At 66.9% G+C, this 16,922-nt stretch carries 16 protein-coding genes and 2 pseudogenes; 8 read left to right on the top strand and 10 right to left on the bottom strand.

Annotation, left to right across the window (positions count from 1 at the left end; translation table 11 throughout):
* Positions 1-11 precede the first annotated feature (11 nt).
* The 4 genes from hflC to BGO20_RS17905 all read right to left on the bottom strand — a co-directional run bounded on the left by hflC (position 12) and on the right by BGO20_RS17905 (position 3,285).
* Complete coding sequence (gene hflC, locus BGO20_RS17920) at positions 12-956, bottom strand: protease modulator HflC (protein ID WP_291660573.1); 945 nt, start codon at positions 954-956, stop codon at positions 12-14.
* The gene (hflK, locus tag BGO20_RS17915; RefSeq protein WP_291660572.1) at positions 953-2,107 is read right to left on the bottom strand and encodes an FtsH protease activity modulator HflK; all 1,155 of its coding nucleotides are present in this window, start codon (positions 2,105-2,107) and stop codon (positions 953-955) included. The genes hflC and hflK overlap by 4 nt, the downstream gene beginning before the upstream one ends.
* Positions 2,108-2,265: 158 nt before the next feature.
* Complete coding sequence (locus BGO20_RS17910; protein ID WP_291660571.1) at positions 2,266-2,796, bottom strand: dihydrofolate reductase; 531 nt, start codon at positions 2,794-2,796, stop codon at positions 2,266-2,268.
* A 6-nt stretch (positions 2,797-2,802) separates the two neighbouring features.
* Positions 2,803-3,285: a GNAT family N-acetyltransferase gene (locus BGO20_RS17905; RefSeq protein WP_291660570.1), complete on the bottom strand. Its 483-nt coding sequence runs from the start codon at positions 3,283-3,285 to the stop codon at positions 2,803-2,805.
* 244 nt (positions 3,286-3,529) lie between these two features.
* On the opposite strand from BGO20_RS17905, the gene BGO20_RS17900 reads away from it, so the two are divergent.
* Positions 3,530-4,468 carry a LysR family transcriptional regulator gene (locus tag BGO20_RS17900; protein ID WP_291660568.1) on the top strand — a complete coding sequence of 313 codons (939 nt, stop codon included), beginning with the start codon at positions 3,530-3,532 and terminating at the stop codon, positions 4,466-4,468.
* On the opposite strand, the gene BGO20_RS17895 is transcribed toward BGO20_RS17900, so the two are convergent.
* Both BGO20_RS17895 and BGO20_RS17890 read right to left on the bottom strand, forming a co-directional pair.
* The gene (locus BGO20_RS17895) at positions 4,419-5,147 is read right to left on the bottom strand and encodes an SDR family oxidoreductase (protein WP_291660567.1); all 729 of its coding nucleotides are present in this window, start codon (positions 5,145-5,147) and stop codon (positions 4,419-4,421) included. The genes BGO20_RS17900 and BGO20_RS17895 overlap by 50 nt on opposite strands.
* A gap of 141 nt (positions 5,148-5,288) precedes the next feature.
* Positions 5,289-5,945, bottom strand: coding sequence for a GntR family transcriptional regulator (locus BGO20_RS17890; protein WP_291660566.1), 657 nt, complete (start codon positions 5,943-5,945; stop codon positions 5,289-5,291).
* Positions 5,946-6,133: 188 nt separating this feature from the next.
* Here BGO20_RS17890 and dctP point away from each other — a divergent pair, with 188 nt between their 5' ends.
* The 5 genes and pseudogenes from dctP to BGO20_RS17865 all read left to right on the top strand — a co-directional run bounded on the left by dctP (position 6,134) and on the right by BGO20_RS17865 (position 12,065).
* On the top strand, positions 6,134-7,150 hold the full coding sequence (gene dctP / locus BGO20_RS17885) for a TRAP transporter substrate-binding protein DctP (protein ID WP_291660565.1): 1,017 nt from the start codon (positions 6,134-6,136) through the stop codon (positions 7,148-7,150).
* Between the two features lies 1 nt (position 7,151).
* A pseudogene (locus BGO20_RS17880) lies at positions 7,152-7,664 on the top strand (TRAP transporter small permease); the annotation flags it as partial.
* Positions 7,665-7,814: 150 nt separating this feature from the next.
* Entirely contained in the window at positions 7,815-9,107 is a 1,293-nt protein-coding gene (locus BGO20_RS17875) for a TRAP transporter large permease (protein WP_465246054.1), read from the top strand.
* Positions 9,108-9,142: 35 nt separating this feature from the next.
* Positions 9,143-10,525, top strand: a complete 1,383-nt coding sequence (locus tag BGO20_RS17870) for a malonyl-CoA decarboxylase (protein WP_291660563.1) — start codon at positions 9,143-9,145, stop codon at positions 10,523-10,525.
* Positions 10,526-10,550: 25 nt separating this feature from the next.
* Positions 10,551-12,065, top strand: a complete 1,515-nt coding sequence (locus tag BGO20_RS17865; RefSeq protein WP_291660562.1) for a malonate--CoA ligase — start codon at positions 10,551-10,553, stop codon at positions 12,063-12,065.
* 54 nt (positions 12,066-12,119) lie between these two features.
* Here BGO20_RS17865 and BGO20_RS17860 read toward each other — a convergent pair whose 3' ends face one another.
* Entirely contained in the window at positions 12,120-13,334 is a 1,215-nt protein-coding gene (locus BGO20_RS17860; protein WP_291660559.1) for an MFS transporter, read from the bottom strand.
* Positions 13,335-13,515: 181 nt separating this feature from the next.
* Positions 13,516-14,418, bottom strand: coding sequence for a thymidylate synthase (locus BGO20_RS17855; protein ID WP_291660558.1), 903 nt, complete (start codon positions 14,416-14,418; stop codon positions 13,516-13,518).
* Positions 14,419-14,685: 267 nt separating this feature from the next.
* Here BGO20_RS17855 and BGO20_RS17850 point away from each other — a divergent pair, with 267 nt between their 5' ends.
* Together BGO20_RS17850 and BGO20_RS17845 are read left to right on the top strand one after the other, a co-directional pair.
* Entirely contained in the window at positions 14,686-14,991 is a 306-nt protein-coding gene (locus BGO20_RS17850; protein WP_291660557.1) for a PepSY domain-containing protein, read from the top strand.
* A 119-nt stretch (positions 14,992-15,110) separates the two neighbouring features.
* Positions 15,111-15,386 (top strand): hypothetical protein, encoded by a 276-nt coding sequence (locus BGO20_RS17845; RefSeq protein ID WP_291660556.1) that lies wholly within the window; start codon positions 15,111-15,113, stop codon positions 15,384-15,386.
* Between the two features lie 173 nt (positions 15,387-15,559).
* Here the strand turns inward: BGO20_RS17845 and BGO20_RS17840 are convergent, their stop codons facing one another.
* Together BGO20_RS17840 and BGO20_RS17835 are read right to left on the bottom strand one after the other, a co-directional pair.
* Positions 15,560-15,904 carry a hypothetical protein gene (locus tag BGO20_RS17840; RefSeq protein ID WP_291660554.1) on the bottom strand — a complete coding sequence of 115 codons (345 nt, stop codon included), beginning with the start codon at positions 15,902-15,904 and terminating at the stop codon, positions 15,560-15,562.
* 166 nt (positions 15,905-16,070) lie between these two features.
* A pseudogene (locus tag BGO20_RS17835) lies at positions 16,071-16,574 on the bottom strand (IS66 family transposase); the annotation flags it as partial.
* Positions 16,575-16,922 lie beyond the last annotated feature (348 nt).

The raw sequence follows: 16,922 nt of genomic DNA, 5'->3' as shown, positions 1-16,922 counted from the left end.
GCTCGCTCTGATCAGGGCCGTGCCGGCGCGGGCGCCGCGCCCGGCGCCAGCGTCGTCGGAGCCTGCGAGGTCCCGTTGCCGCGCTGCGCGTTGGGGCCGTTGAAGAACTGGAAGAACGGCGAATCCGGCGTCAGCACCATCCGGGTGTCGCCGGGCTTGATGCTGTTCTCATAGGCCTGCATCGAGCGATAGAAGGCGAAGAACTCGGGATCCTTGCCATAGGCCTCGGCGAACACCTTGTTCCGCTCCGCCTCGCCCTCGCCGCGGATCACGTCGGAGCGCTGCTGCGCCTCGGCCACGATCACGGTTGAATCCCTGTCGGCCCGAGCGCGGATCTCCTGCGCCTGCTGGCCGCCGAGGGCCCGGGCTTCCGCCGCCTCGCGCTGGCGCTCCGTCTGCATGCGCTGGAACACCGCCGCCGAGTTCGCCGCCGGCAGGTCGACGCGGCGCAGGCGCACGTCGACGACCGTCATGCCGAACCGTGCCGCCTCGCGATTTACATCGTCGCGGATGCGGCCCATCAACCGCGAGCGCTCGGTACGCACCATGTCAACGAAGGTCGCATCCGCCAGCACCGAGCGGACATTGCCGTTCACGATCGAGGCAAGCTGGGAGTTGGCACGCGGGATGTTGTTGACCGCCTGGTAGAAGCGCAGCGGATCAGAGATCCGATAGCGCGTGAAGGCATCGACCACGAGACGCTTCTGGTCGGAGGCGATGATTTCCTGCGCCGGCAGGTCGAGGTCGAGGATGCGGTTGTCGAGCAGCGTCACCGTCTCGATCGGCGCGAACCATTTGAGGTAGAGGCCCGGCTCCGTCTTGATCGCGCGCACGGCGCCCAGACGCAACACGAGCGCGGACTGGGTCTGCGAGACGATGAAGGTGCAGGCGTAGAAGACGACCGCGACCGCGACGAGGACGACGAGCAGAGCCGCCTTGAGAAAGGAGCCGTTCATCGCGTCGCTCCCTGCTGCTGGCCGCCCCGGGCGGGCAGCCTCTGCAGCTGCTCCAGCGGCAGATAGGGCACCACGCCCTGGCCGTTGCCGGTCGAGTCGAGGATGATCTTGTCCGTTCCGCCCATCACGCGTTCCATCGTCTCCAGGAAGAGACGCTCGCGCGTCACACCCGGAGCATTCTTGTATTGCTCGTAGACCGCGGTGAAGCGGCTGGCCTGGCCGCGCGCTTCGGCGACGGTCTGCTCCTTGTAGGCTTCCGCCGACTGCACGAGTTGGGCGGCGCGGCCGCGCGCCTCCGGCACCACGCGGTTGGCGTAGGTCTGCGCCTCGTTGCGCAGGCGCTCCTGGTCGGCGCGGGCCGCCTGGACGTCGCGGAAGGCATCGATGACCTGCTGCGGCGGGTCGACCTTCTGGAGCTGGACGAGCCGGATCTGCACGCCGGCCTTGTAGCCGTTGAGCGTATCCTGCATGAGCTGGCGCACCTCGGTCTCGATCGCGCCGCGATCGGTGGTCAGCACCGGCTGGATGTTGCGCTTGCCGATGATCTCGCGCATCGCGCTCTCGGCTACGGCCTTCACCGTGCCCGGCGGGTCCTGGATGTTGAAGACGTAGTTCTCCGGAACGGCAGGATCGATCTGCCACTGCACGATGAAGTCGATGTCGACGATGTTCTCGTCGCCGGTCAGCATCAGGCTTTCCTCGGTCACGTCGGTCTGGCGCGACTGGCGCACCGACTCGACGGTCCGGAAGCCGACCTCGGTGGTGCTGACGTTCGTCACCTGCGGCTTGACGACATTGCCGACCGGATAGGGCCAGTTCCAGTTGGCGCCCTCGCCCGTCTTCCCGATGAACTTGCCGAACACCAGGTTGAGACCGACCTCGTTGGGTCGCACGAAGTAGACGCCGGACAGCAGCCAGATCGCCACCAGCGCCAGCGCGCCGAGCACCAGGCCGCGCCCGCCGAGGCCGCCGCCCGGCACGAGATTCTTCAGCCGGTCCTGGCTGCGCCGGAGAATTTCTTCCAGATCGGGAGGATTGCCGTTGCCTCCGCCGGAGCCGCCGCCCCACGGGCCACCGCCGCCACTGCCTCCGCGCTGGCCCCAGGGTCCGCCCCCGCCGCTGCCGCCGCCGCTCTGGTTACTCCAAGGCATACCTGGGCCGTTCCCTTTCGTTCGTTGTGCTGGGGCCGAGCCATAGGTCAATGGCGGCCATTTGTCAGCGTCCCGGGGAGAGACGCTCGCCTCACTTGGTCATGGGCCATGATTTCGTCAACGGCGCAAGCCACTCGTCGCGAATGGAAAAGCGGCGATCAGCCGCGCCCTGCCTCGTTCCGCCGGCGATAGGTGGCGAAGCTGAAGGGGTATTCGTTGTCGGAATCGGCTGGGTGGTCCTCCCGCGCCACCGCGACGAACGTCCCTTCGTCCCAGGCCGGAAAGGTGGCATCGCCCTCCGGCCTCGCATGGACCAGGGTGAGCTCCAACCGGTCGGCGAGCGCGAGCATCTGTGCGTAGATCTCGGTTCCGCCGCCGATGATCACGGCATGCGCGCCCATCGCGCCGCCCAGTTCCTGCGCCCGGGCGAGCGCATCCCGGACGCTGTGTGCGACGTGGATGCCTTCCGCTGAAAACGCAGGATCGCGCGTCAGCACGATCGTCTGGCGGCCGGGCAGAGGCCTGCCGATCGAGTGAAAGGTCTTCCGGCCCATGATGATCGGGCAGCCCATCGTCAATTGCCTGAAGCGCTTGAGATCGGTCTTCAACCGCCAGATCAGCCGGTTGTCGCTGCCAATCACGCCATTGTCGGCAATCGCGGCGACGAGGACGATGGGAAGAGTTGTCATCGTCCCTCAGCCCTCCGCGCCGAGTCGCGCGAGCGCCTCGCCCTCGAGCCGTTTGACGGTCCACTCGTCCTGCGCCTTTGCGCCGATCGAACGGTAGAACACCCGCGAGGGCTCGTTCCAGTTCAGCACCCACCAGGCCATCCGCGGCAGGCCCTCGTCGACGCATCGCTGCGCCAGCCGCGCCATCAGCGCCTTGCCGATCCCGCGCCCGCGCTGTGCCGGACGCACGAACAGATCCTCCAGCCAGATGCCATGCCGCCCCCTGAAGGTCGAATAGGTGTAGAACCACAGCGCGAACCCGACCGGCTCGCCGTCCCATTCGGCGATCTCGCAGAAGACGCGCGGGCTTTCCGCGAACAGGGAGTCGGCAATATCCGCCTCGCTGGCCACGACTTCGTGAAGCAGCTTCTCGTATTCGGCCAGTTCCTTGATGAAGCCCAGCACGAGCCCGGCTTCGCCGGGGCGGACGGGACGGATGCTCAGGGTCATGCGCAGTGAAGCCTCGGCAATCGAAGAATATCGCAACCTCGGACCGGAACATCCCGCCGGAACGTTCGTGGCGAACCGATGCGGGAGCCGCCACAGGGGACGGAATCGGTGGCTGCCGTCACCACGCCTTACACCACGATCGCCGCTTGTGCACGAGCGGCGCGGCCAGCGCCGAAGCGCATTCGCGCGACCGGGGCTCCCTTGCGCTTGATGGGCCGGATTAACCCGATAAGCTGGCCCGCGCATGCATCCGAAATTTCTCAAGACCTTCCTGGCTGCCGCGCGCACCGGAAGCGTCACGCGAGCGGCCGCGGAGGTTCACCTCGCCCAGTCGAGCGCCAGCGATCAGATCCAGGCGCTCGAGGCGGATCTGCGCACTTCGCTTTTCGCGCGGACTCGGGAGAGCCTGCGGCTGACCGAGGCCGGCGAGGCCCTCAAGCCCTATGCCGAGGCGCTCCTCTCGCTTTCGGACGAGGCCCGTGCCGCGGTCGGGGCCGCCAGCGAAAGCAGCGGAGCGACGCTCCAGATCGGCGCGCTGGAGACGATCGGCGCGACGAGGCTGCCGCTCTGGCTCGAGGGTTTCCGGCGCCGCCAGCCGGACATCCGGCTGCACCTGAAGATCGCCGGCACCGGCGACCTGCTCCGGGCTGTGGCAACCGGCGCGATGGATGCAGCCTTCTGCTTCGAGAGGGAGCCGTTCGACGAGCGCCTCGGCCGGCGTGTCATCGCGGCCGAACGGCTCGTGCTCATCGGGCCGCCAGGCGAGGGGGCGGCGGCCGGAGACTTCGGGCTCGGCGAGCTCGGCGCGTCGCGCTTCATCGCGACCGAACCCGGATGCATCTATCGCCACCTGTTCGACAAGGCCCTCGCCGAGGCCGGCCTCGCGAGGGTGGCCATCGCCTCCGAAGTCGGCAGCATCGCCGCCATCGGGCGGCTCGTCGCGGCCGGAGCCGGCAAGGCCGTCGTCCCGCGCATGGCCGCGCAGGACCTGCTTGCGCGAGGCGAGGTCGCCGAGCTTCCCTGGCCGGGCCGCCTCGGCACGGCGCCGCTCGTCCTGGTCTGGCGCCGCCGCCGGGTCCAGCCGCCGGGCTTGCAGCGGTTCCTGGCCGAAGCCGGGGAATGGCGAGGGGACGTCAGATCAGGCGATGCCCGCCCTCGACATGGAGCACCGTCCCCGTCGTGAAGCCGTTGCCGACCAGGAAGGCGATGGCCTGCGCGATATCCTCGGGCCGGCCGACACGGCCGACAGGCAGGCGCTCGGCCATGCCGGCGAGCATCGCATCCTTCCGATCGCCGGCGACGAACTCCCAGATCGGCGTATCGACCCACCCCGGCGAGACCGCGTTGACGCGGATCGGCGCGAGCTCGACCGCCAGAGCCCGCACGAGACCTTCCAATGCGGCATTGATCGCAGCCACGACCGTCCCGCGCGGCATCGGCCGATAGGCCGCAATCCCGGATGTGAGGGTGATGGAGCCTGACGGCCGCAGCCGCGGCGCGCCGTGCTTCGCCAGCAGCATCGGCCCGAAGACCTTGCTCTCCATGGCCTGCCGGGCGGCCTGAAGGTCGAGCGCGGGCAACAGCTCATAGGCGCCCCGGATGTCCGCGGCAGTGCAGACGATGTGATCGAGGTCACCCACCGTCTCGAACAGCTTCGCGACCGCATCCTCGCACGTGATATCGGCGGTGAGGAGTTCCAGTCGGCCGCGGCCGCCGAGCATCGTTCCGGCGCGGGCCAGCTTGGCTTCGTCGCGCCCGACGAGGACCACCTGTGCTCCCAGGTCAAGGCTCAGCCGGGCCAGAGCGAGCCCCATTCCGGAACTGCCGCCCGCGATGAGGAGCTTCGAATCGGTATCGATCATGGTCGCCTTCCTTCCGTATCGGATGAAGGCGCTTTTCCAACGGCAGGACGTCTCCGAAAAACGGAATGAGACGATGCCGCTATCGGATTTTCCGATGGCGCGGGAAGCCGACCCGTCACGTCCGGTCGAATGGCGACGCCGTCAGGCGGCGCTGCGGTTGAGCGAGGCGATCAGGTCGGCGAAACGTTCGCCCTGCACGGCGATATGGGCGTGGAGGCGCTGCGCCGCGAGCTGGCCCTTGCCTTCGAGCAGCGCCGCGACGATGGCCTCATGTTCGGCTTGAGACACCGCGACCCGGTTGCGGACGCGCAGTTGCAGCCTGCGGAACGGCGCAAGCCGGCGATGCAGCGCATGCGCCTGTTCGGCCAGGAACGGATTGCCGCTCGCCGCATAGATGGCACGGTGAAAGCGCTCGTTCTCATAGTAGTAGACATCGGGGTCGGCCTGTTCGGAAGCTATCCGGCAGGCTTCCAGAGCCCGCTTCAGGGCCAGCTCGTCCTCGGGCAGCAGGCGGCGGGCCGCGAGCCGGCCGCAGATCGCCTCGATCTCCGCCATCATCTCGAACATGTCGATCAGGCGCTTCGGATCGGGAGCGCTGACGATGGCGCCACGGTGTCGCCTCACCTCGACCAGCCCAGCCACCGCGAGTTGCTGCAAGGCTTCGCGGATCGGTGTGCGGGAAACCCCGAAGCGGGTCGCCAGGGAGGCCTCGTCGAGCCGGTCGCCGGGCCGATAGGCGCCCGTGACGATCTCGTCTTCGATCCGGTCCCGCAGGAGATTGGACTGTCGCTCGTTCATCAGCGCGCTTCTGGTTGGCCGAAAGGCTGCGGCGGCTGCCGCTACTGTGAGCAATCGTACGCGAGCTCGCAAGACCTGCATTCAAATTCTTCGCGATTGTATGCGATCTATTGACACAGCGAGGAGACGCTGCCTTGATCGACCCAACGACAAGACGGGCCATGACCCGACATTCAGGAGGAACGCCAATGAACCTGACCCGCAGGCAGACTCTCGCCGGCGCGATCGCCGCTCCCACCCTCTTCAGGGCCGCAACGGCGCAAGCCGCAACAACCTTGAAGATCTCGCACCAGTTCCCCGGCGGCACAGTCGACCAGGGCGATTTCCGCGACCGGATGTGCCGCCGCTTCGCCGCCGAGGTCGAGAAGCGCACCAATGGCGCGCTGAAGTTCGATATCTACGCCAACTCGTCGCTGATGAAGACGAATGCGCAGTTCTCGGCGATGCGCCGCGGCGCGCTCGACATGTCGCTGTTCCCCGTGCCTTACGCCGGCGGCGAGGTTCCGGCCTGCAATCTCGGCCTGATGCCGTGCCTGGTCACGAGCTACGAGCAGGGCGCGAAATGGAAGAACGCCGAAGTCGGCAAGGCACTCGCGAAGATCCTGGAGAGCAAGGGCATCGTCTTCGTCTCCTGGGTCTGGCAGGCTGGCGGCGTCGCGTCGCGCAGCGCCCCGATACTGGCGCCCGAGGACGTCAAGGGCGTCAAGATCCGCGGCGGCAGCCGCGAGATGGACCGCATGTTCGCGGCGGCCGGCGGCCAGGTCTCGACGATGCCCTCCAACGAGATCTATATCGGCATGCAGACCAGCGCGCTCGATGCGGCAGTCACCTCCTCGACCAGCCTGATCTCGTTCCGCCTGGAAGAGCTCGCCAAATCGCTGACGGCGGCCCGCAAGGGCTCGTTCTGGTTCATGCTCGAACCGCTCCTGATGTCGAAGGCGATCTTCGACGCCCTGCCCGCCGACCAGCGCAAGACGATCCTCGACGTCGGTGCCGAGATGGAGAGCTGGGCGACGGCCCAGGCCAAGGCCGACGACGAGGAGGTCGCGAAGGTCTATGCGGCAAAGGGCGTTAAGGTTTCCGACATGAGCGAGGCCAACCTCGCAGCCTGGCGCAAGATCGCCGAGAACAGCGCCTGGAAGGACTACGCCGCCGCTTCCACCGAAGCAGCCGAGCTTATGAAGCTCGCGCAGAAGGTTTCCTGAGATGAGCGGAGCGCTGCAGCACGACGCCATTCTGGCCGCCGACGGTCCCCGGAACGTCGCCGACGAGCGTGGCGCTGCGGCGCTGCTCGCGTTCGTCAACCGCTTCGCCTTCCGGCTCTCGGCGGTCGCGCTCGTCGCGGCCGCCTTCGTCCTGACCTTCGGCGTGGTGACGGGGCATCTCACCAAGTCGTCCGTGCTCTGGCAGGACGAGGTGACGATCTTCCTGATCGCCGGTGCGATCTTCCTCTCGGCCGCGACCGTTCAGGCCGGCCGCGGCCATGTCGGCATCGACCTGCTCGATCACTGGTTTCCCGGCTCGACGGCGGGTCGCCGGCTCGTCGTCGACGCGGTGATGCTCTGCTTCTGCCTGATCTTCGCCTGGAAGACGGCGATGCTCCTGCACGAGGCCTATGTCGACGGGCAGACCTCGCAATCGGCCTGGGGTCCGCCTCTCTGGATTCCCTATGCCCTGCTTGCGACAGGCATGCTGCTCCTTGCGCTGCAGGTGGCGGTGCAGGTCGCGACGCGCTCGCCCCTGCTCTGCCTTGCCGTGCTGGCGCTCGCGGCGGCCGTGATCTTCTGGCCGCGCTCCCCCCTGCCGCTGGTCAGCGGTCTCCCACAATGGCTGGTCGGTGTCTCCTACTGCGTCGTCACCCTGCTGGTGATGTTCTCGGGGATGCCGATCGCCTTCGCGCTGGGCGTGGTCGCCGTCGGCTTCATGGTCCTGTTCATGCCGGCGGCCTCGCTCGATACGATCGCGCAGAACTTCTATGAGGAACTCGCCAACGTCATCATCCTCGCCATCCCGCTCTTCATCCTGAAGGGCGCGGCGATCGGCCGCTCCAATGCCGGCCGCGACCTCTACTCGGCGCTGCACGCCTGGCTGCATCGCATTCCGGGTGGACTTGGGGTGGCCAACACCATCGCCTGCGGCCTCTTCGCGGCGATGGCGGGCTCCTCCCCGGCGACCTGCTCGGCGATCGGCTCCGCCGGCATTCCCGAGATGCGGGCCCGCGGTTATTCGCCGGGCTTCGCCGCAGGCATCATCGCCGCCGGCGGCACGCTCGGCATCCTGCTGCCGCCCTCGGTGACGATGTTGCTCTATGCGGTCGCCGCCGAGGTCTCGCTGGGCAAGCTCTTCCTCGCCGGCATCGGGCCGGGCCTGCTCCTGATGCTGCTCTTCGCCGGGTACTCGATGCTGCGCTACAGCAAGGAGAAGCGGCTCGCCCTCGCCGAGGCCACGGCCACCGGCAAGCATTCGGCCCTGCTCGACGAGGAGCACTACACGCTGCGCCAGAAGCTGAAGATGATCGGCTGGGTCGCCCCCTTCGTCACCATCCTCGCCGGCGTCATGATCGTGCTCTATGCCGGCTGGGCGACGCCGTCCGAGACGGCTGGCGTCGGCGCCGTTCTGGCCCTGGTCGTGATCGGCATCATGTACGGCATCTGGCGCCCTTCCAAGGTGATGCCCATCGTCTCCGGCACGCTCAAGGAATCGACCATGCTGCTGATGATCGTGGGCATGTCGCTCCTCTACGCCTATGTGATGAGCTATCTGCACATCAGCCAGTCGGCCGCCGCCTGGATCATCGGCCTGAACCTGTCGAAATGGGTACTGCTCGCCGCCATCCTGGTCTTCGTGGTCGTCCTCGGCTTCTTCCTGCCGCCGGTCTCGATCATCCTGATGACCGCGCCGATCGTGCTGCCGCCCCTGAAGGCTGCGGGCTTCGACCTGATCTGGTTCGGGGTCGTCATGACGATCGTCATGGAGATGGGCCTGATCCATCCCCCGGTCGGGCTCAACATCTTCGTCATCAAGAACATCGCGCCGGACATACCGCTGAGCCAGATCATGTGGGGCACCCTGCCCTTCGTGCTGCTGATCACGCTGGCGGTCGTGCTCGTCTGCCTGTTCCCCGGGCTGGTGACCTGGCTGCCGACCGCGATCATGGGCTGAGCGGCAATGGCGGCCGACAACGGAGGCACGCTCCCATGAACCGGGGCTTCATCCAGGATCTCGTGTCGACGATCACGAGCCGCAGCCGCGGGTTCGCCTTCGATCGCATCGGAAGGCGGGTGGAGGATGCCGACCTGTCCGCCCTGGCTCACGACATCCTCGGCGTCCGTGGCGAAGCCTCGGGCATCGCCCTCGCCGACGCGCTGCTCGGCGGCTATGCGCGGGCTCCGGCCCAACAGCGGCTCGCCTTCCTGAAGACCCTGGCGGCGGATTTCGGTCCTGATCCGATCCGGCTGGAGGAAGCTGTCGCCCGCTACCTCGGAGACCGCAGCGCCGAAGCGGCCGCGGCCCTGAACGAGGCCTCGGAGCCACGCCGACAGGAGCTTCTGCGGCGCCTCAACCGCGCCCCGGGCGGCACCGAGGCGCTGGTGCGGATGCGCGAGGACCTGCTGCTGGCCTTGCGCGAGCACGGCGAGCTCGCGGTCGTCGACCGCGACTTCGTGCATCTCTTCACCTCCTGGTTCAACCGCGGCTTTCTCGTGCTCAAGCGCGTCGACTGGACGACCGCAGCCAATATCCTCGAAAAGATCATCCGCTACGAAGCCGTCCATACGATCCAGAGCTGGGACGATCTTCGCAATCGCCTCGCCCCGGGGGACCGGCGCTGCTTCGCCTTCTTCCACCCACAGATGGGCGACGAGCCGCTGGTCTTCGTCGAGGTCGCGCTGACGCGCGAGATTCCGGAAGCCATCGCACCGTTGCTCGACCTTGAGCGGACGGCGCTGCCCGCGACCCGCGCCACCACCGCCGTCTTCTATTCGATCTCGAACTGCCAGGCGGGCCTCAGAGGCATCAGCTTCGGCAATTTCCTGATCAAGCAGGTGGTGGAGGAACTGAAGCGGGAGCTCCCCAGCCTGACCACCTTCGTCACGCTCTCGCCCGTGCCGGGCTTCATGGGTTGGCTCGGCCGGATGCTGAAGGCGCAGGAGGCCGATCGCCCCGCTCTCGACTGGCGAGAACTCGCGACACTGCAGGACCCCGGCTGGAGCACGCGCCCTGCCGGCACCCACCAGAATCAGCTCCGGGAGGCCGAGCTTGCCGCCGCCGCCTGGTATTTCCTGGAGGCGAAAGCCGGCGACAAGCCGCTCGACCCGGTGGCGCGCTTCCATCTCGGCAACGGCGCGCGGCTGGAGCGGATCAACTGGCGTGGCGACGTCTCGGCCAACGGCCTCAGGCAAGCCGGCGGCCTGATGGTCAACTACCTCTATGAACTCGGTGCGATCGAGGCTAACCACGAGGCCTTCGTGCAGAACGGAACGATCGCAGCCGCCCAGGCCGTCAGAAGGCTCAGCCCTTCGGCATCGGCTATCGGCAGCCGCAAGCGGGCGACCCCGGCCTCTGCCGCCCGCAGGACATGAGTTCGGACATTCAAGGACCCACCGTATGACCAACCATCTGTTCGACCTGATCCGCGCGCGCATGCCCTCGCCGGGCGCACGGTTCGCGCTGCTGGATGACGGGCGGGAATACAGCTACCAGGACGTGCTCGACAGCTCCGCCCGGTTCGCCAGCGCGCTGGCGGCGCTTGGCGTCGAGCCGGGCGATCGTGTCGCCGTGCAGGTCGAGAAGAGCGTCGAGGCGCTGATGCTCTATCTCGGCACCGTCCGGGCCGGCGGCATCTTCCTTCCGCTCAACACCGCCTACACCCCGGCCGAGATCGAGTATTTCCTGGGTGATGCCGAGCCTGCCGTCTTCGTCTGCGACCCGGCCAAGGCCCCGGCCCTCAAGCCCTTCGCGGAAAAGGCCGGCGCCAAGCTGGAGACGCTCGGGGTCGGCACCGGCACACTGCTCGACAAGGCGAACGCCGCCTCGGGCAGCTTCGTCGATGTGGCGCGCGGGCCGGACGACCTCGCCGCCATCCTGTACACCTCGGGCACGACCGGCCGCTCGAAGGGGGCGATGCTCAGCCACGACAATTTGTCGTCGAACGCGCTGACGCTGGTCGACTACTGGCGCTTCGGCAAGGACGACGTGCTGCTGCACGCCCTTCCGATCTTCCATACCCATGGCCTCTTCGTCGCGACGAATACAATTCTGCTCGCCGGCGCCTCGATGATCCTGCTGCCGAAGTTCGATCCCGAGCAGATCTTCAGATACCTGCCGCAGGCGACGAGCATGATGGGCGTCCCGACCTTCTACGTCCGCCTGCTGCAGGATGCGCGGCTGAACCGGGAGACGACGAAGCATATGCGGCTCTTCGTCTCCGGCTCGGCACCGCTTCTCGCCGAGACCCATCGCGAATGGCGCGAGCGCACCGGCCACGCCATTCTCGAGCGCTACGGCATGACCGAGACCAACATGAACACGTCGAACCCCTACGACGGGGATCGCGTCGCCGGCACGGTCGGCTTCCCGCTGCCGGGCGTGAGCGCCCGCGTCGTCGATCCGGAGACCGGCAAGGCGCTGGCCGCCGAGGAGATCGGCATGATCGAGGTAAAGGGCCCGAACGTCTTCAAGGGCTACTGGCGCAATCCCGAGAAGACGGCGGCCGAATTCCGGGCCGACGGCTTCTTCATCACCGGCGACCTCGGCAAGATTGACGAGCGCGGCTATGTCCACATCGTCGGACGCGGCAAGGACCTGATCATCACGGGCGGGTACAACGTCTATCCGAAGGAGGTCGAGACCGAGATCGACGGTATGGATGGTGTCGTCGAAAGCGCGGTCTTCGGCGTGCCGCACGCCGATTTCGGCGAGGGCGTCACGGCCGCCGTCGTGTGCAAGCCGGGCGCCAGCATCACGGCTTCGGCCATAGCCAAGGCGCTGGAGGATCGACTCGCGAAGTTCAAGCTGCCGAAGCAGGTCTTCATCGTGCCCGAGTTGCCGCGCAACACCATGGGCAAGGTCCAGAAGAACCTGCTGCGCGACCAGTACAAGGACATCTACGCCGCGAAATGATCGCGCGTTCCTCGTGGGGCGGAGCGGACAGCCTCTCCGCCCTCCGGCCCGGCGCTAGCGGGTCAATGCCGCGATACCTCTACGCCCCAGCGCGAAGGCGCCGAAGGCGATCAACTGTCCGGCGACGAGAACGAACGGCCAGGTGAAGCCTCCGGTCTTGCCGGCGACGATGGCGAAAGCGAGCGGCCCACAGATCGAGCCGACGAAGCCGAACAGGCTCGCGCCCGACGTTATCTCGCCGATGAGCGCCGCGGGCGCGGCACGGGCGAGCTCGGCCATGTGCACGCCGTTCCAGCCCATCGAGGTCGCTCCGACCAGGATCATGCAGCCATAGACCAGCCAGGGGCTTGTACCGGCGAGCCAGACCAGCAGCAGGATGGCGCCGCCGGCACCCAGCGCGAGAGCGGACAGGAGCACCAGTCCCGTTCCCAGCCGGTCGGCCAGCCAACCGAAGAAGATGCGCGCCACGGTGCTCGCCGCCAGCAGCACGGACATGTAAAGGCCGGCCTCCGCCAGGCTCTTCCCGTGCTGCGTGACCATGTAGGTCGCCGTGAACGCGGTGATGCAGGCCTGGGTGATCGAGAACGACACCCCCATCGCGGTCAGCATCGGCAGGGAAGGATCGGTGCCGAGCACGCGCGCCGAGCGCGTCAGCGATGAGGGCGACAGAAAGAGGCGCGGCCAGGCAGGGTTCTGCGGCCCCTTCTCCTCGTCGAGCCTGTGGCGAAAGCCCTGCACCGACAAGGCGCAGAGCAGAGCAATGGCGATGATCGCCGCAATGGCTCCTGTGAAGCCGAACGCCAGCACCATCGGCGGAACGGTGAGACCCGCCAGCGCGCCTCCGAGCGGCACGCCGGCCTGCTTGATCGAGAAAACCAGCGTACGATGCCCGGGCGGCGCGGCACGCATCAGGATCTGGCTGCCGGCGGGCGTGTTCGGCGCCAGCCCGAGCCCGACCATCAAGGCGCCGACAAGCGCCACCGCGACGCCCGTCTGCGACAGGATCGCCAGACCGGCAGCGACCGAGAGAAGGCCGAACTGCAAGGTGCGGATCGGGCCGTGATGCCCGAGCATTGCACCGCCGCAGGCCAGGAACCAGCAGATGCCGGCGGAAACCACAGCCGAGACGTAGCCGATATCCTGCGGCGCCAGCCCCCACCGCAATGTCAGGACCGGCCCGAGGAGCGGCACGGCGGCTCCGGCGAACGAACTGACGACCTGCAACAACAGGGTCGCGCCCAAGGCGCTCAACCACAACGGCAGCGTCAATCCATCCCTCCCAGTCGCGTCCCGGCGCCGGCCTTGTCTGCTGGCGCTGACCGGGGCTCACGCCCGCAGATTGCTGCCTTGCAGAGGTCTTCCCGTAAGTCGGGAGCGCCGTCGAGCCGCTCGCAAGCTCGACCGCCCTGCAGCGGATGCATGCGGCGCCAGGATCGGAGCGTGGCTGGGTTCAGACCGCGACGTCGGCCTTGATGACGGCGTGAGGCGCGTAGCCCTCCACCTCGAAATCCTCGATCCGGTAGTCGTCGATGCTGGCGGCATGCCGCGTCAGGCGCATCGTCGGGAATGGGCGCGGCTCGCGGCCCAGCTGCTCCCGTGCCTGGTCGAGATGGTTGAGGTAGAGATGCACGTCCCCGCCGAACCAGACGAAGTCGCCGAGCTTCAAGCCCGCCTGTTGCGCAATCATCAGTTGCAGGGCGCAGCAGTTCACCCAGTTGAACCCCACGCCGAGAAGCAGGTCGGCCGAGCGCTGGAAACACAGCGAGTTCAGCCGCCCGTCGGACGTCACATGGTACTGATAGACCATGTGGCAAGGCGGCAGCGCCATTCGGTCGAGCTCGGCCACGTTCCAGCCATGGAACAGCATGCGGCGGCTCGACGGGTTGGTGCGCAGCGTCTCGATCAGGGTCCCGATCTGGTCGTGCTCGCGGCCGTCGGCACCCAGCCAGCGCCGCCATTGCTTCCCGTAGACCGGCCCGAGATCGCCCCAGCGCGCCGCGAAGGCGTCGTCCTCGGCAATACGCGCCTCGAACGCGCTCTGGCTGATGGTCTCGCCGGTCTCGCGGCGATAGGCGGCAAGCGGCCAGTCGGTCCAGATCCGCACGTTCTGGCGCACCAGCGGCTGGATGTTGGTCTGCCCGGTCAGGAACCAGAGCATCTCCTTGACCGCCGTCTTCCAGAAGACGCGCTTCGTGGTCAGGATCGGCACCGTTCCGTCCGACAGATCGAACCGTGCCATGGCGCCGAAGATCGACCGCGTGCCGACGCCGGTCCGGTCGAGCCGCTCGTCGCCTCGCTCCAGCACGTCGGCGAGCAGGTCGAGATACTGGTATTCCGGGTGCCTGCGGCTCATTCCTGTCTCCTGGGATTGCCCGAGCGATTGTCGGCCAACCCTGATCGTCTCGTCCGCCCTGCCTTGCCCGAGCCGGCCCCGTCTCCGCAACCCGCCGGGAGGGTCAAAACCGAACCGACGAGCACTCTGCGATCACCATAGCCGGTCGCCGGGCCGGCGGTCCTGCCTCGCTCCCAGACTTCCCCAGCTTTACGACAGGTGGTGGCTGGAACAATGCCGGGCGGGTACCGTTCCCTCGTGAGCCATACCGAACGAGGAGATGCCATCATGCTCTCGCGCCGATCGATATCGCTCGGCCCGCTCGCCGTCCTCGCGCTGTCGGCGTCGGCCGTGGCCCAGAGTCCTCAAGCGCCAAAGCCGTCGGACGGCGCGATCTCCGCCGAGGATGCTCGCCGTATCGCCACGGACAACGGCATTGCCCGAATCGAGCAGATCGAGTTCGACTCCGGTCATTGGAACGTGGAAGGGCGCGACAGCCTGGGCTCAGGCATCGAGATGAAGCTGAGGGCCAGCGACGGCACCATCCTGAAGCTCAAACGGGAGCGGCCGGCCTCGGCCAGGGCGGGCGACTGACCGCCTCACGTCATTGCGACTGCCCGTGAAGGCTCCTGTCCGAAACCTGCCTCATTCCCCCGCATTCTTCGCGTCCCTGATTCACGAGGCGCGTTATGCGAATGAATGGCTCGGCTCACTTGCTGGCGCTGGCCCTGATCGGTGGTTCCGTGGCCCTTCCGGGCCTGCCCTCGCTGGCGCAGGGTGATTCGCGCAGAGCCGAAGTCGGGCAAACCTTGAATGCGGACCAGGTCATCACGGAAAGCCGCGCACGGGCCATCGCCTGGAGCGCGGGCATGGTCCATGTCGAGGAAATCATGCGAGCCGGCGATCGCTGGGAACTGGCTGGCCGCACCGCCGACGACGAGGAGATCATCCTCGACATCGATGCGCGAGACGGCCGAATTCTCGATTGAGGCATGGAATCCTCACTCCCGGGCGCTCGGCATGAGATGCTGTCGAAATCGAGCCGGCGGTCTTTCCCCGGGCCGCGGCTATGCCTATATTCCGGCTGCCGCTCGCAAGAACGGCTATGGCGATAAACGGATTTCGAAATAAGCCTTTCGGACCCGGGGGCGGTACCTTAGGTTCAGAAATTGTGTAGTCGACACAATCCGTTTGCAATCTTCACTGGGCTTGCTTGGTGCTGCTTTCTGGCGCGACCGTCGAGTGGCCGGCGAAGCTGGTCGGGGTTGCGCAGCCGGCCATAGCGCGACATCGGAGCTGGGAGTTGGTGATCGAGCCCAATCGGCATTGTTATCCAGCCACTGATTGTAGAGCCCTCGAGAAACGTCAGCGAAGTGAAGAGCTCACCGTGCAGCAGTATCCGTACGGTTTCGGCTTGGACCGTTAGGTTCGCCATTTGAGCTCTTGCGCCTTCGATCGGGATGCGCAGGTTGAGTTTGGCGCTGCCTTTTGAGACGCTTGGGCCCATGCACGCCTCCCTCGGTTCAGCCGAGCTTTTGCAAGTTGACCACATTCCGAATTCGACCGGTGACGAGCTTCAAGTCATGTCTGGGCTGGTCGTTTCTCGACCAGGGAAGTCGCTTGCCTCCGTCAGTACTCGCTTCGCCCCCCTAGCTCCTTTGTAAGCGTCGTCGTCAGGCCACGTCCCTGAGGGCGGCCTGAGCCGGATAGGCCCAAGGCAGCAGTTCATCGATGCGGCTGTTGGGATGGCCGCTGACGATCCTGGCGATGACGTCGGCGAGATAGGCGGGCGGCTCGACACCGTTGAGCTTTGCGGTTTCGAGGAGCGAGGCGATGACGGCCCAATGCTCCGCGCCGCCGTCGGAGCCGGCGAAGAGCGCATTCTTCCTGGTCAGGGCGAGCGGCCGGATCGAGCGCTCGACGGTGTTGGAGTCGATTTCGACGCAGCCGTCAGCGAGGAAGAGGCTCAAGCCCTGTCAACGCGAGAGCGCATAGCGGATGGCCTCGGCGAGCTTCGTCTTCTGGCTGATCAGGCTGAGCTTCTCGCGCAGCCATGGCTCCATGGCCTCGAGGATCGGCGTGCTCTTTTCCGGGCGCGCTACCCGACGTGCATCGGCATCATGGCCACGGATCGCGGCTTCGATGCGATAGAACTCGGCGATGCGCTGGAGGGCGACAACGCTCACCCTCGCGCCAGGCTCGAAGCTCTCCGCCACGATCGCGCCTTGTCCTCGGCAGACCAGTCCCGACGGCGCCCCGCACCTCAAACCGCCTAACCGGCTCGTCGATCTCGACGCTCGATTTAAGCGTAAGCTCTGAAATCGTCATATGTCCAAGCCCTCCAGGCTCGGAACATCAACGCTCATGCCCCATCCCGAAAGGTGGGGCCGGGACGCCGCTTACGCTCCTTTCTCCGTTCACGGCGCGAGATTGCCAAGTCAAGATTTCCGGAAGCGTACGCCTGCTGCGGCTTGGGATGGTCGCCGCGGCACTCACCACAAGAGGCACCTGCGTCAAAGACAGGT

Origin of the sequence: Allobosea sp. 67-29 (genome assembly GCF_001898115.1) — a bacterium.
Classification (GTDB): domain Bacteria; phylum Pseudomonadota; class Alphaproteobacteria; order Rhizobiales; family Beijerinckiaceae; genus Allobosea.
The sequence above is the reverse complement of the archived record's forward strand: the minus strand, read 5'-3'. Positions and strand labels throughout refer to the sequence as shown.